This window comes from Occallatibacter sp., assembly GCF_049582745.1.
GTDB lineage: Bacteria > Acidobacteriota > Terriglobia > Terriglobales > Acidobacteriaceae > Telmatobacter.
In genome coordinates, this window is sequence record NZ_JBAUUO010000059.1 from 134,599 (window position 1) to 149,077 (window position 14,479).

Sequence of the window (14,479 nt, forward strand, 5' to 3'; positions counted from 1 at the left end):
AAGATCCAATAGCTTCTTTCTCCGTTCGACAATAAGGTTTGTTGAGTATGGAGTTAGAAGTGGCAAAAGCTCTAATCTCGATAGTCGACGATGATGAGTCCATCCGGAGGACTACGACATTTCTCATCGAATCTTTCGGCTTTCGATCAGCGGCCTTTGAATCTGCCGAGGATTTGCTGAAGTCGGTCCGACTGCACGAGACTTCATGTCTCATCGTTGACGTGCAAATGCCGGGCATGAGCGGACTACAACTTCAGAGCCAGCTAGCTGCCGAAGGTATCGGCATTCCCATCATTTTTGTCACCGCTTACGACGACAAGGGTTTGCGTCACCAGGCAAAGCAAGCAGGTGCGGTCGCATTCCTCGGAAAACCATTTAACGACGAGGAGCTCCTTGAGGGCATTCGTTTAGCATTGCGGGGAACATTAGAGGCGACAAGGAATCTGATCGCCGTGGTCGACGACGATGAATCCATCCGCAGGACGACCACACTCCTCATAGAATCGTTTGGCTTTCGGGCGATTGCCTTCGAATCTGCCGAAAGCTTCCTCCAGTCAGGCCAGCAGCACAATACATCGTGTCTCATCCTTGACGTACGGCTGCCGCAGATGAATGGATTGCAGCTTCAAAGAGAGCTCGCTGCAGCTGATTGCAACATTCCTATCGTTTTTATCACTGCATATGACGACAAAGAATCGCGTGGTCGCGCCATGCAAGCGGGCGCTGTCGCATTCTTAGGAAAGCCTTTTAGTGATGAGCAACTACTCCAAATCCTTCGCGCAGCCTTAAGGCACGACAAAGGCGGTCCGATATCTATGTGACTCAACGGAGGCGTCGTCAGGATAGCCATTCGATGCCGGAGAGCTGCTTGAGAAAGTCCACGCTGCTCTAACGATTAGCCAAAGTAGTACGCGGAGCTTCCCAGGTTTTCCCGCGCGGAGGTGAACTGTGTCTAATTTGAATTTGCTTGACCAGACGTGTGGTGAACGTAGATCTGAACAGATCGTTGGCATCAGCCCTTCTCTGAAATCCGTCCTTGCGGAAGTGGAGCGAGTGGCACCGACGGATGCCAGCGTGTTATTGCTTGGAGAGACGGGTACCGGCAAGGAACTGATCGCTCGCGCCATACACAGTCTCAGCTCACGCAGCGAGCACCCATTTGTGAAATTGGATTGCGCGGCAATTCCCTTCGACTTATTGGACAGCGAACTCTTTGGCCATGAAAAGGGCGCCTTTCCCTGGGCTTCGGCGCACAGAATAGGCCGTTTCGAAATGGCTGATGCCGGAACACTGTTCCTTGATGAAATAGGCGATCTTCCCCTGGCGTTGCAGCCCAAACTGCTGAGGGTCTTACAAGAGCATGAATTCGAGCGCCCGGGAAGCAGCCAGACGCATCGCGTGAATGTCCGTCTAATTGCTGCGACGCATCGAGATCTAGTGGGCATGATCAGTCAGCGAGAATTCCGTAGCGATCTCTATTATCGACTGAGCGGATTTCCAATCAACCTCCCACCGTTGCGCGAGCGCCGCGAAGACATACCCTTGTTGGTCTCGCATTTCGTGGAAATGTTTTCACGACGCATCGGAAAGCAAATTCACGACATACCGGCAGAGACGTTGAGTGCGTTCACTGGACATTCCTGGCCCGGCAACGTGCGAGAGCTTCAAAATTTGATCGAACGGGCGATAATCCTGTCGAACGACGCGGTTCTTCCGAACCTCTTATCTGCAATGGCCAAGAAGTCGACGAGGGTGACTGCGCTACAGGGCACATCCAATGGTTCTGGAAATGCGGTGATCGACTCAAATACGGAAGCACTTCCGAGCCCGCCACCTACATCGGGCGACCGTTCGGATAAGAACGGGCATTTGCTTAATCATAAGTTCGAATCTTCAGGCACATCACATGATCTCCCCATCGTGTTCGTTGTCGATGATGACGTCCCTGCGCGTGAATCCATGAAACAGATACTTTGCCGCGAAGGGTGGCAACCAGAGACGTTCGCCCTCGCTCAAGAGTTCTTCGACCGGCCACGGCCACATGTTCCAAACTGCCTTGTGGTGAATATTTCTCCTCGAGACCTCAGCGGTCTTGAACTGCAAAAGCGGATCGTCATCGAACGAATGGAAACGCCAATCATATTCATCGCTGATCACGGAGATGTACCCACGTCGGTTCAAGCCATGAAGGCCGGAGCCGTGGAATTCTTGATCAAGCCATTCACGGATGACGCTCTTTTCGATGCAATCCGGGAGGCCCTCAAACGGAGCTCTATCGCGCTTGGCCGCGAAGCTGAAATGCGGTCGGTCCGCGACTCTTATGCGTCTCTCAGCCACCGTGAACGGCAAGTCATGGCATTGGTGCTGTCTGGGCTCTTGAACAAACAGATCGGTTCAGAACTCGGAATCAGTGAAATTACAGTGAAGGCTCATCGAGGCCGGGTGATGCAAAAGATGGGAGCCAAGTCTGTCGTGGACTTGGTAAGAATGGCCACAAGGCTGCGATCAGAGCGCGCACTTGCCGGGGCAGGCCAGCTCAGGTCACCGTCACCTTCTCCAATCTCCGGCTCGCCCGATCGCAGGATGAATAGGCCAGCTTCTTCGAGCGGACCTACGCTCAAGGCGGCAGGCGGAAGATCATAACCGTCCTTGCCACGAGACGCTTCGTCGTCTGCTGATCCGCAACGTGCTCGGCGCATTCGTTCGCCCTATTGGTGTCTTTCTGACCGCAAAACAGGTCGTTCGCATTTGGCCAATCTTCCGCGAGCTTTTGCAGCATTCGACCATTCGTCGGACTGCTCATACCAAGGTATTGGCGACACCATCGTCTAATGGATTCGCCTCCTCACTTCTGGCTTAATGGCAACGATGAGCAAGTCCCGGCGCATTCCGAGACCTTGAGTCAGGCTGTTCTTTGCAAGAAACAGCTGCAATGACTTTCAACAAGTGAAAAGGAGATTTATCTCATGTCTTCAACTTCGAAAATCGCGAATTCCAGCATCACGGCTGAGGATTTCAGCACCTGGAACATTGATCCTGCGCACTCAGCGGCCGAGTTCAAGGTGAGACACATGATGATCTCAAACGTGAAGGGCAAGCTCTCAGGGCTCTCCGGGGTGCTGAAGCTGGACGAGACCGACTACGCTCATTCCACCGTTGAGGTGTCGATCCCGGCAACAAGCGTAAGAACCGTCGACGAGAAGCTCGATGCTCACCTGAAGGCCGAGGACTTTTTTGACGTTGAGAAATTTCCCATGCTCACGTTCAGGTCTACGAGCATCCATTACGCGGGCGGTCAGGACTATGAAGTTGCCGGCGATTTGACGATCCGCGGCGTCACAAAATCCGTGACTCTGGCAGTGAAAGATGTCAGCGAACCCTCGAAAGACCCGTGGGGCAACGTGCGCATCGGTCTTGCCGGCTCAACCAAGATCAATCGCAAAGAATTCGGGTTCATTTGGAATGCTCCGCTGGAGCTCGGCGGCGTCCTGGTGGGCGACGAAGTCGCGATCACACTGGATGTGCAATTCATCAAGGCATAAGGGGCAAACCCTCAGCAGCCTTTGACTGCTCGTTCGGCCGATTCGACAGCACCGGCAAATAGTCGATAGCCAACGTAGTAAGAATCACAACCTACGCCTTCGTGACAACAATAGCCAATGATATGGAGATGTTATGGCTGCCCATCAACGACAAGATCGTCGAACCCAATCGGCTCCTCGCAGTGTTGGACGCGCGCAGCAATTCACGAGTGGCTCTGTTGCTGGATGGCAGCAGCTGAAGTGGCGCCAGGAGCAAGAGAGAGAGTGGGAAGGCCATTTGAGGAGCCTGCAGCAATGCATAGGCGAGTTGCTCATCGCAAATCGAGAGCTGAGAACTCCGCTAGCGTCAACGACAAATCACCGATACAGGGAGCGCGCCAATGAATACGAACATAGCATCGCGAGAAATCGATCATGATCGCCGTCGCTTTCTGGGAACTGCCACTGCGGCGGCTATAACCGAGAGCTTTGGTTTGGCCGGTTCTGGTGATGCACAGCCACGCAATGTCGCGCGTACCGGCATTGATAGTGCTTCGCACGCGTCGTTCGCTTCGCTCAAGCAGATCGAGGCGGGCCTCCTGAATGTCGGCTACGCTGAAGCTGGCCCCGACGACGGGCCCGCGGTGATCCTACTCCACGGCTGGCCTTACGACATTTACAGCTTTGTCGATGTCACGCGTCTCTTGGCATCTAAGGGCTATCGCGTGATCGCGCCTTATCTGCGCGGATTTGGCACAACCAGCTTCCTGTCCCAAGGAACGGTGCGGAACGGCCAGCAATCGGTGGTCGCAGTCGACATCATCGCTCTGATGGATGCGCTAAAGATCCAGAAGGCGATCCTCGCGGGATTTGACTGGGGAGCCCGGACCGCCGACATCGTGGCGGCCTTATGGCCGGAACGCTGCAGGGGCCTGGTATCCGTGAGCGGTTATCTGATTGGTAGCCAGGCCGCCAACGAGGCTCCGCTGCCACCGAAGGCCGAACTGGCCTGGTGGTATCAGTTCTATTTCGCGACGGACCGCGGGCGTGCGGGTTACGACAAGTATCGACACGACTTTGCGAAGCTCATCTGGCAGCTCGCATCGCCGCAGTGGAACTTCGACGATGCCACCTTCGATCGCTCCGCTGCATCTTTTGAGAATCCTGACCACGTGGACATTGTGATTCATAACTACCGCTGGCGAATTGGGCTGGCGAAGGGTGAGTCTCAATACGACGGATTGGAGAGGCGACTGTCCGCGAGTCCGGTGATTACTGTGCCGACGATCACCGTGGAAGGGGACTCTAATGGTGCGCCACATCCAGTCGACTCATCCTATCGCGGAAAATTCTCGGGCAAGTACGAATACCGCCTCATCACTGGCGGCATCGGACACAACTTGCCTCAGGAGGCTCCGCAGGAATTTGCCAAAGCGGTAATCGACGTAAACGCACTCTAACGCAGGCAACCAATATCCGCGGAGAAGAAGCAAATCATGTCGCATCGCCCGGTCGACATAGTCGTTGCTGATGACAATGCTGTTCTGCTGAACGTGCTTTCCGAAACGTTGGAAGAGTGCGGATATTCGGTCAGAAGTGCCGCCGGCGGATTAGAGGCCCTGACCGAGATACGGCGCCGGGCGCCCGATATTCTGCTGTCGGATCTGAACATGCCTCGCATGTCTGGATTTGAGCTACTGTCCATCGTTCGAAGACGGCATCCCAAGATCAAGGTCATCGCAATGAGCGCTTCATATCCAAGGGGAGTTGTTCCTCAAGGAGTCGCCGCCGATGCTTTCTACGAAAAGGACGCAACGAGTATCGCTCAGCTCCTGCTAATCGTGAACGCAGTGAGAAACGAACCCGACTCACAATTGTTGCGAGTCTCCAACCCCGTGTGGATCCCCAAGCCATCAATAGTGCAAGGCGGGAGTTGCGTGCCGTTTGCTTGCCCAGAATGCCTGAGGGCCTATCCATGCGCAATCGACGAGAAGGACTCCGCGCATCACTGGAGTTGTCCACATTGCCTCTACCGGGTGCAACTGGCATTTTGTCCTGCCGCTAGTGAAGCCGATGAGCAATCTCTTGTCTACTACTATTCCTGATTTCTTTGAGAACTTCGATTCGGAATGAAAGCAAAGGAGACAAACTATGTCACACCATTACTCCGGTCCTGATTTTGGGTTTCCCCACGGAGACGCGCGGCTTGACCTCACTGATCTTTACGTCTTCCCCAGCCCCGGAAGAGACGGCAAGACAATCTTCGTGATGGACGTGCATCCGTCAATCGGCGTTAACCCGCCTGGACCCACTACAGCCGAGCCCTTTGCACCGAATGCGATCTATGAGCTCAAGATCGACACCAACGGCGACGCTGTCGCCGACATAGCCTACCGCGTGCGCTTCTCTTCTTCCGACGGTGGCTCGCAGACTGCTGCCGTCTATCGTGTCGACGGCACACAAGCCGCCGGAACAGGCGACGGCGGTCAACTTATCCTCGAGGGGATACCGGTGTCGACGGGCAAATCGGCGCACGTGGCGGAAGCCGGCGACTACCGCATCTTCGCCGGCTGGCGAAGTGACCCCTTCTTTTTCGATACGGAGGGCGCCCTCAACAACCTCCAATTCACGGGCGTCGATTTCTTCACAAATGGAGATGTCTGCAGCATCGTGATCGAGGTTCCAACCTCCACTCTGGGACCGAATCCAATCGGACTCTGGCATCGCACTGTAGACGGCGCAAGTGGAACGTGGGTTCAGGCCGACCGAGGTGCTCGTCCTTCGCAAGCTGTCTTCCTCGCAGGCGATCGCAAAGCCGACTTTCTTGCCAGTGAGCCGAAAGACGATGCTCAATTCATCCCGGTCTTCGCTCACTCGCTTGAACATACTGGGGGCTACTCGCCCGATGAAGCAACGCGGGTCGCAGGTACTCTGCTACCAGACATTCTCTTCTACGATCCCAGTCAGCCCGCGGTCTTCCCGCACAATGGCCGCGCACTCACCGACGACGCGATTGACGTTTTCCTTGGCATCCTCACGAATGGCAGGATCACCAGCGATAACGTGGAACTCCATACAGACCTTCTTTCCGAATTCCCTTTCCTGGGTGCGCCTCATGAAGATCGGTCTGCGCATCAGGTCGCTGCGTGAGTCCCCGCGCAGTCAGCCGTGCAGTCTACATCCCTTATTGCGTTGTGGTTCTCGCCGCAATTGGAAGCGATACGAAGGTATTGGCCATACCAACGTCCAATTGTGCGGAGCATATCGTTCTGGCCCAATAGATCGTGATTAACGAAATCGCGCATTCAATAAATACGCCGCAAGGTGGCGAGCTCAATTGGCGCCTTCAATCACCCGGTTTCCGAGAACAACTTCGAGGAGAATCCATGGCAACTACAACCGCAACTTCGAAAGCCGCGCAGAGGAATGAATCGACAAAAGCTGCACAGCTTCGCATCACCCGGCGGTCGCCTGCCTATTGGCGTATCACAATCGATAACCCGCCCATCAATGTCATGGGACCTGAGATGGTCCGCGAGTTCCAGGATGTCATCCACGCCATCGAGACCGACAACGATGTCAGGGTCGTGGTCTTTGATAGCGCAGTCGACGGCTACTTTCTGAATCACTCCGATTTCGAAGCCAAGCTCGAGGATCTGACCTCAATGGCGGACGGCCCAACAGGCTTACCGCCTTGGCCCGACTTTCTCGTGCGCCTGACTCGCGCGCCAGTCGCATCTATCGCCCTCATCCGCGGTCGTGCGACGGGAAACGGCAGCGAGATCACGCTCGCCTGCGACATGAGTTTCGCCAGCCGCGAGAAGACCATCATCTCCCAATGGGAGGTGGGCGTGGGAATGGTCGCCGGCGGCGGTCCCATGGCCCGACTGCCCCAACTCATCGGCCGAAACCGAGCGCTTGAGGTACTCCTGAGCTCAGAAGACATCAGGGGAGACCAGGCGGAGGCCTACGGCTATGTTAACCGCGCGTTGCCCGACGCGGATCTGGAGGCATTCGTAGAAGCGCTCGCGACCCGAATCGCCAAGTTCGACAAATGGGCGATCGCTAACACCAAGCGCCTGGTCAACACAAGCCTGCCGCCCGACGTTGAGCTCGGCGCAGGATGGGATGCATGCATCGCTTCGCTAGGACGACCTGCCGCGCAGAATGGAATCAAAGCGCTCATCGCTCGCGGCTTCCACAAACCTGGAGATGTCGAGAATCGGCTCGGATACTACCTCGGTGAAATCTCGCGTTAGCCTGACTTCAACTGCGCGACGAGGGCATCGCTGCAAGACTTCTTCGATAGGGGAACAACAGATGGATTGGAAACGGTTGGCGCAGTTCGCTCTGCTCGGTAACAGTGATTCGGAGCAATACGCCATTTTGCTCATGCGCGTTTCGATCGGGCTGTTCTTCGCCATCTCCGGGGCAAGAAAACTGTTTGTGGCCAGCAGCAGGCAGACGATGTGCGAGACCCTCGCCAGGGCCAAAGTCCCGTTTCCGAACCTCATGACTTATTTCGTCTCGAGTGTCGAATTCGTTGGGGGATCCATGCTGGCTGCGGGGCTTCTGTCGAGCCTGGCCAGCCTGGCCTTGTTGGTCGACATGGCTGTCGCCATTCTAACCACGAAGCTTTCAGCCATGCCTAAAGGACTCTCGCCTCTCGAGTGGGTCGACAATCTGCTCTACCTTCCGGAGGCCCTGTACGTGCTCATCTTTTTCTGGATGATTTGTTCTGGTCCGGGAAAGCTCAGCGTCGATTACTGGCTCGCTTGCCAGTTACAGAAGTGATCAATCGACGCAGCGCTGACGGGCAGCTCAAGCGAGAAAGGCGCGCACCGAGGGCGGATCTACAGACACACCCTCTTAACCGTTCGGAGGAAATATATGTCAAGCAGCAAATCTGGAAACGTCATAGAAGGAGGGGCAGCGTCGTCGAATCCTCTTGACGTCGTCCCAAGCGAAATTCCGTTCGATGTGCCGTATGGGCTATCGATAACACTGGAACGAGCAGAGGCGGTTATTCACGCAGCCGTGGAAGAGGCGAGGATGCGGAACTGGAAGATGAATGTGGCAGTTTCAGATGCCGGTGGCAACTTGGTGGCCTTTGAACGAATGGACGGCGCGATGCTTGCCTCGATCCAGATTGCGCAACACAAGGCGCGTGCGGCTGCTACCTTCCGGCGTCCAACCAAGGTCTTCGAGGACGGCATCCAGCTTATGCACCTGAATTATCTGCTCGCGTTCGACGGAATTATTGCGTCCCGAGGCGGTATCCCACTCATCGATAAGGGAGTGATTATCGGCGCAATTGGCAGTTCGGGGGGCACGGATTCTCAGGACGAGATCGTAAGCGAGGCGGGAGCGGCAGTCATCAACCAACGCGCGGCGGAAGGAAATTAATCCAGTATCGAGAAATGATCGGGTACGCGGATCGATCGAGACATTCAGAATCGCATGGGGAGTGAATTGGATGACGTACCAAGATAGAGCAAGCCGGACAAATGCACCGTCGATTTGCGCGGAGGACCGCATCCGGGAGTTGGGCATTCGGCTTCCTACCCCGCCAACTCCCTTCGGGTCGTACGTGGAGGCTGTGCAAACGGGAAGCCTCCTCTACCTCAGTGGAATGTTGCCCGTAGTCGATCACCAACCAGCGTATGTTGGCACACTCGGCTTGGAACTCGACACGAATTCCGGACAAGATGCGGCCCGCATTGCAGCGCTGGGCGCACTCGCCGCAGCCAGGAATTACCTGGGCACTCTCGATCGAATCAAACGCGTCGTCCGTCTCAGCGTCTTCATGGTGGCTTCAGGAAATGCTGTCGATCAGCCCGCGGTCGCGAATGGCGCTTCGGATCTTTTGCGAGATGTATTTGGCGAGGAAAATATGGCTGTTCGCTCGGTAATCGGCGTCGCTAGTCTCCCTCTGGGCGTCCCCATTGAATTGGAGATCATCTTCGAGCTTAATGAGTAAGAAGGAGGATGCATGCGGAAGGTGAAGCTTGTGACGTTCATTCTGACAAGCTCCGTGTTCCTCTTCGTGATCGTGTCAGGTTTGAACTCTCAGACAAAGGATATGGCGATGGACAATCAGGTGTTTTATCGGACGACGAAGGTCGATGGGTTAACGATTTTCTATCGCGAAGCCGGTCCAAAGGATGCCCCGCTCATACTTCTACTTCACGGACTGCCCTCGTCCTCCCGCATGTTTGACTCATTACTGGCGCGTCTCGCCGATAAGTACCACTTGATCGCGCCCGACTATCCCGGCTTTGGCCACAGCGATTGGCCAGACCCGAAGCAGTTTGACTACACCTTCGACCACATCACTCGCGTCATCGATGATTTCTCGCAGGTCCTTGGCCTGAGCCGTTACACACTCTACATGCAAGACTATGGGGGGCCAGTAGGGTTCCGCATGGCCCTTGCGCACCCGGAGCGCGTCGAGGCCCTCATCGTGCAGGATGCGGTTGCTCACAATGAAGGACTTGGGGTGAACTGGGCAACTCGGCGGGCATTCTGGGCGGATCGTTCAGCGCGTGAAGAGGATTTGCGAACGAATCTGCTTTCGATGGCTGCCACCAAAACACGCCACGTCGGGGACGATCCGAATGTGGAACTCTATGATCCCGATCTCTGGACCGATGAGTACGCGTTTCTGAATAGTTCCGGCCAGGCGCAGATCCAGAGCGACTTGTTCTACGACTATCGAACCAACGTCGACTCATACCCCAAATGGCAAGCGTGGATGCAGAAAACTCAACCGAAACTTCTCGTGCTTTGGGGAAAGCACGATCTGTCGTTTGATCCCGGCGAACCTGAGCGCTATCGCAAAGATGTGCCGAACGCGGAAGTACACGTACTGGATGCAGGTCACTTTGCTCTCGATACGAAGGCGGACGAGATCGCTGAAATTATCCGCAGATTCATGATTGCAAAGAAGTGATCGATTGCTCATTCGCTGGGAAGAACCGAGCATGTTGTTCAAATCCTATCGCCGTGCAAAGACCCTGCGAGGCTATCGCATCCGGACGGTGCCGGCTTGAAACGCGAGCTTCGACATAAGCGACTCGCTTTCAGACGTCAGTCGAGTCCGATGTCAAACCGATCCGCTTAAGGAAAGATTTGATCGCCGTCGACTTCCGATTCCCGGATCTAGGTTTGCGGTAGATGATGCTGCCGGGGACAACCAGTTTGACCTCGGTACCGTTAGACGCGGAAGTTTCAACCGTCAGCTTGGCCATGATGCGGTCAGCCCGTTCTCTCATTCCCTGCAGGCCGAAGTGCCCTTCCCTGCCGCCCTCCGCGATGGCAGGGGCAATGCCAACGCCGTTGTCACGCACGCACAACATGAGATCCTCAGCGTAGGTGAGCTCCACCTGAAGCCGAGTGGCGTGCGAGTGAACACACGCGTTGCGAATTGCCTCGTACCCGATCCGGTAGACCTCATCGCGAACAATTGGATGCATCTCGCTTGCCTCCCCAACCACTGAAAGGGCGGCTTCCATCGAACTCTGTGTTCGACACTCCTCAATCGCCCTCTGGAAAGCAGACGCAAGGTCGTTTTCTTCCGTGGTCGACGTGCGCAGCGAGTTCAGCGCTGTCCGGCTCTCCTCGGTTGCCCGTCCGAGCCAGTTTGACAACTGTTCCATTGCACCACGTATCGGAGTTGGATCGGCTGATTGCTTTAGCGCAGAATCCGCAACCAGCTTACTTCCCTGGATGGTTTGCAGAAGCGTGTCGTGAAAATCTCGCGCGATGCGCGTGCGTTCGGCCAATCGCTCATCGAAGCGTACAGACATGGCCTTCGCAACTTGCCGCACGCGCATCCGATAAACAAGCCACACAATAAGAAGGGCGACGGCAGCGCATAGCGCGGAGAACCAGTAAGTCTGAAACCATGCAGGCGCAATCGTGAAATCGATTGTTGCCCCTACATTGTTCCAAACACCGTCGTTATTGCACGCAATCACCCGAAAACGATAGGTCTTTGGTGGAAGATCGTTATAAAAAGCCTGACGCCGCGTTCCTAGTTCCACCCAACCCGCGTCACGACCCTCGAGCATGTAACGAAACAGAACCTTTTTCGGGGCCGTGAAGCTGAGTGCCGTGTAATCAATCTCAAGATCGCGGGTTAACGCCGGCAGCCTGAGCCCTTCCTGGAGCGAGTAGCTCTTTCGATCCGCAACGATACCGTTGATATGCACCGGCGGCGGCACAGTATTCCCGGCCATATGAGCTGGATCTACCGTCTGCAGCAGGCTGCCGTTGGCAAACCACAATCGTCCGTCTGGTGTCTTCGCACTCGTGTTGAAGTGACCCATCCCCGACTGGACTCCGTCCAACACATCGAAGACTTTCACTTTCAGCTTCCCTTCAGGCTCGTCCCACCACCGTTGCATTTCCTCCTTCGGAATTTCGATCAGGCCGCACCCGGCGTAAAGCCACAGGTTGTCTTGATCGTCCGAAATAAGCCCGTTAATGTCATTGCAAGGCAGGCCGTTGCGGACAGTGAGGATCTGTTGCTTTCCGTTCTTCCATCCCGCGACCCCGAATTCAGCTCCTCCTAATATCGATCCGTCCGGTGCTGCAAAGAGCGCCTTCACTCGTGTATTCGGATGGTTGGCAAAGGTGAATATCTCCGTCTTGCCAGACCGAAAGCGTGCTAGATCTCCGCTCACCAGACCCAACCAGATTCCGCTTTGCAGATCGACCGCCAGCTTGCGGGCTATCGGCATCGGCGGTGCCGGCAACTCTTCCCGAACCTTCATGTCCTGAATGAGGATCAGCGTTGCGGGCGGCCCGCGAGATTCGACCCAGAGATTGTGATCCGAGTCTTCTGCCAGCCCCATAACCAACCCAAACGCACGGCCATCCTTCCTCTTGATAGAAGTGAACTTTCCACTTGCATAAACCCAAAGCGAGTTGTCGGATCCTACCCATAAACGACCGGCGTGATCTTCAAGGAGAGATGTAACTTGATTCCCCGGCAGACCCTTTTCAGGCTCAGAAACCACGCCATCCGGCCGAAGAGCCTGCAGATGGTCCGATCCGATCCAGACGGTGCCGTCCCGCGCGGCAAGAACCGCTTCGACTCCGTCTTGGCTGAGCCCTTCGTGCTTGGAGAAGCTGGTTACGCGAAGGTCGCGCAACATATCGATGCCCTTCGATGTACTAACCCAGAGGTCACCCTCTCGATCCTCGAAGAAACCGTACACGCTATCGCCGGACAAGCCATCTACACTCCCAAAATGATCGACGTCTAGACCGTGGATTCTATAGACGCCTTGACCGTCTGTACCGACCCATAAATTTCCCTGCCGATCGATCAAAAGGGACGCGACCGGCAGAGTTTCGCCGTTTAGTTTTGGAGCGATAAACGGCTTCAAAGCACCGTCTATCATGCGCTGCAATCCTCCCCCGCGTCCAGGAACGCCCATTCCAACCCATACAGAACCATCAGCCGCGGCAGCCAGGGCTTGCATACCATCGATCCCCTGACTGGATGCCAACGCTGCGGGTCGATAAAGTTTGGATGATCCCGGCCTCCATCGGAGAATTGTCGTTTCGCATCCTAGCCAAAAACTGCCTGAAGTATCCTCCACGAGGGGGCCCCCGCCGCACGTAGGCACTCCTTCGTCGTCTCTGAAACAATGAGCGTCTGTATCGACAATCCGGCAAAGTGGAGACATGGTACCGCCTCGCCCTTCAGCCGTGACCCAGATTTGGCCCTTCTCGTCTTGCCGGACGGCGTTTATTTGCTCTCCACTCAGGTACCTGATCGAGCGCCGGTTTACCCAGTGGACCAGACCAGACACCGTTCCGATCCATAGGCTTCCGTCCCTCGCGCCAAGCAGAGTATGGACGTTGCTGGACGGCAACGGCTCTCCAGATAGCGAAGTCCAGGGAGCGAACTGAACGCCATCGAATCGAAGAAGTCCCGCTTCAGTTCCGACCCATAGATATCCATCTGTCGTCTGTGTGATAGACAGTGCCTGCCCGGCGAAGTATCCGTCCTGAATCCTCCACGCCGTATGTCCATACTGTGAAATTCGGTGGGTCGGATCGAGGGCGCGAGCGAGACAGATGGTCAGCAAGAACAGCACAGAGCTGATCACAACCGACCGTGCAAGATTCACATGCGCCGCCTTTATTATCCGAGCTTCATATGTCACGTTATCGCGCTGCGCGTGTGGCGCAACACACCAAAGATCGTGGCCAATTCCCTACAGTTTCTGGTAGGAGTAACGACATCAGATTTGCAGCAGGCCCCGCCGCAGCGCGATCGTGACTGCATGGGTCCTGTCATTTGCGCGTAGCTTTTCCATCAGGTTCTTGATATGGAAATTGACAGTATTCTCTGAGATTGCAAGTTGATCCGCGATCTGCTTATTGCGATAACCTTCTCGAATCAGGCGAAGAACATCGAGCTCCCGGGCCGTGAGGTCCTCGTCTCCCATGAATTCGGCGAGTTTGGCCGCGACCTCGGGCGGTATATGCCGCCGGCCAGAATGAACTGACCGGATGACGCCCAGCAACTCCTCCATCGGCATGCTCTTCAGGATGTAAGCCGAAGCTCCTGCTCGCATTGCGCGCTGGATGTCCGCATCGCCGTCGGAGGTGGTCAGCATGATCACGCGAGCCCGGGGAAACTCTCCACGGATGGCGATCAGAACGTCAACACCGTTGGCTCCAGGAAGGCGAAAATCCATGAGAGTCACATCGGGACGGAGACGACGAAACTCCGCGATGGCCTGCACGCCATTGGCGGCGTGACCAACCATCTGCATGTCTGGCTCATATCCAATGATCGTTCTCAGTCCTTCACGGAAGACCGGGTGATCCTCTACGCAGAGGATCCGAATCGGATCGGTAACCACGATTTGTTCTGACCTCCAGCCGGGGATCTGCGGGGGAAAATTTGATTGTACCCATTGTTTCCAGCCTGTAAC

General features: G+C 55.7%; 13 protein-coding genes and 1 pseudogene. 11 read left to right on the forward strand and 3 right to left on the reverse strand.

Going from position 1 to position 14,479, the window contains the following annotated elements; translation table 11 throughout:
- Positions 1 to 59 precede the first annotated feature (59 nt).
- The 11 genes from WCA10_RS08215 (at position 60) to WCA10_RS08265 (ending at position 10,473) form a co-directional block, all read left to right on the forward strand.
- The gene (locus WCA10_RS08215) at positions 60 to 821 is read left to right on the forward strand and encodes a response regulator (protein ID WP_472822025.1); all 762 of its coding nucleotides are present in this window, start codon (positions 60 to 62) and stop codon (positions 819 to 821) included.
- Positions 822 to 948: 127 nt separating this feature from the next.
- A complete protein-coding gene (locus WCA10_RS08220) occupies positions 949 to 2,643 on the forward strand; it encodes a sigma 54-interacting transcriptional regulator (RefSeq protein ID WP_472822026.1) in 1,695 nt (564 codons plus the stop codon).
- Between the two features lie 323 nt (positions 2,644 to 2,966).
- The gene (locus WCA10_RS08225) at positions 2,967 to 3,542 is read left to right on the forward strand and encodes a YceI family protein (protein WP_472822027.1); all 576 of its coding nucleotides are present in this window, start codon (positions 2,967 to 2,969) and stop codon (positions 3,540 to 3,542) included.
- A 380-nt stretch (positions 3,543 to 3,922) separates the two neighbouring features.
- Complete coding sequence (locus tag WCA10_RS08230) at positions 3,923 to 4,981, forward strand: alpha/beta fold hydrolase (RefSeq protein WP_472822028.1); 1,059 nt, start codon at positions 3,923 to 3,925, stop codon at positions 4,979 to 4,981.
- Between the two features lie 36 nt (positions 4,982 to 5,017).
- Entirely contained in the window at positions 5,018 to 5,626 is a 609-nt protein-coding gene (locus tag WCA10_RS08235) for a response regulator (protein ID WP_472822029.1), read from the forward strand.
- 46 nt (positions 5,627 to 5,672) lie between these two features.
- Positions 5,673 to 6,671, forward strand: coding sequence for a DUF4331 family protein (locus tag WCA10_RS08240; RefSeq protein ID WP_472822030.1), 999 nt, complete (start codon positions 5,673 to 5,675; stop codon positions 6,669 to 6,671).
- Between the two features lie 236 nt (positions 6,672 to 6,907).
- Positions 6,908 to 7,780 carry an enoyl-CoA hydratase/isomerase family protein gene (locus tag WCA10_RS08245; RefSeq protein WP_472822031.1) on the forward strand — a complete coding sequence of 291 codons (873 nt, stop codon included), beginning with the start codon at positions 6,908 to 6,910 and terminating at the stop codon, positions 7,778 to 7,780.
- Positions 7,781 to 7,841: 61 nt separating this feature from the next.
- Positions 7,842 to 8,315, forward strand: a complete 474-nt coding sequence (locus WCA10_RS08250) for a DoxX family protein (protein ID WP_472822032.1) — start codon at positions 7,842 to 7,844, stop codon at positions 8,313 to 8,315.
- A gap of 96 nt (positions 8,316 to 8,411) precedes the next feature.
- Positions 8,412 to 8,927, forward strand: coding sequence for a GlcG/HbpS family heme-binding protein (locus tag WCA10_RS08255; protein ID WP_472822033.1), 516 nt, complete (start codon positions 8,412 to 8,414; stop codon positions 8,925 to 8,927).
- A gap of 70 nt (positions 8,928 to 8,997) precedes the next feature.
- The gene (locus WCA10_RS08260; protein ID WP_472822034.1) at positions 8,998 to 9,501 is read left to right on the forward strand and encodes a RidA family protein; all 504 of its coding nucleotides are present in this window, start codon (positions 8,998 to 9,000) and stop codon (positions 9,499 to 9,501) included.
- Positions 9,502 to 9,513: 12 nt separating this feature from the next.
- Positions 9,514 to 10,473, forward strand: coding sequence for an alpha/beta fold hydrolase (locus WCA10_RS08265; RefSeq protein WP_472822035.1), 960 nt, complete (start codon positions 9,514 to 9,516; stop codon positions 10,471 to 10,473).
- A 130-nt stretch (positions 10,474 to 10,603) separates the two neighbouring features.
- Here WCA10_RS08265 and WCA10_RS08270 read toward each other — a convergent pair whose 3' ends face one another.
- The 3 genes and pseudogenes from WCA10_RS08270 to WCA10_RS08280 all read right to left on the reverse strand — a co-directional run bounded on the left by WCA10_RS08270 (position 10,604) and on the right by WCA10_RS08280 (position 14,407).
- Complete coding sequence (locus tag WCA10_RS08270) at positions 10,604 to 12,931, reverse strand: sensor histidine kinase (protein WP_472822085.1); 2,328 nt, start codon at positions 12,929 to 12,931, stop codon at positions 10,604 to 10,606.
- A gap of 417 nt (positions 12,932 to 13,348) precedes the next feature.
- A pseudogene (locus tag WCA10_RS08275) lies at positions 13,349 to 13,702 on the reverse strand (two-component regulator propeller domain-containing protein); the annotation flags it as partial.
- Between the two features lie 78 nt (positions 13,703 to 13,780).
- Positions 13,781 to 14,407: a response regulator gene (locus WCA10_RS08280; protein WP_472822036.1), complete on the reverse strand. Its 627-nt coding sequence runs from the start codon at positions 14,405 to 14,407 to the stop codon at positions 13,781 to 13,783.
- Between the last annotated feature and the right edge of the window lie 72 nt (positions 14,408 to 14,479).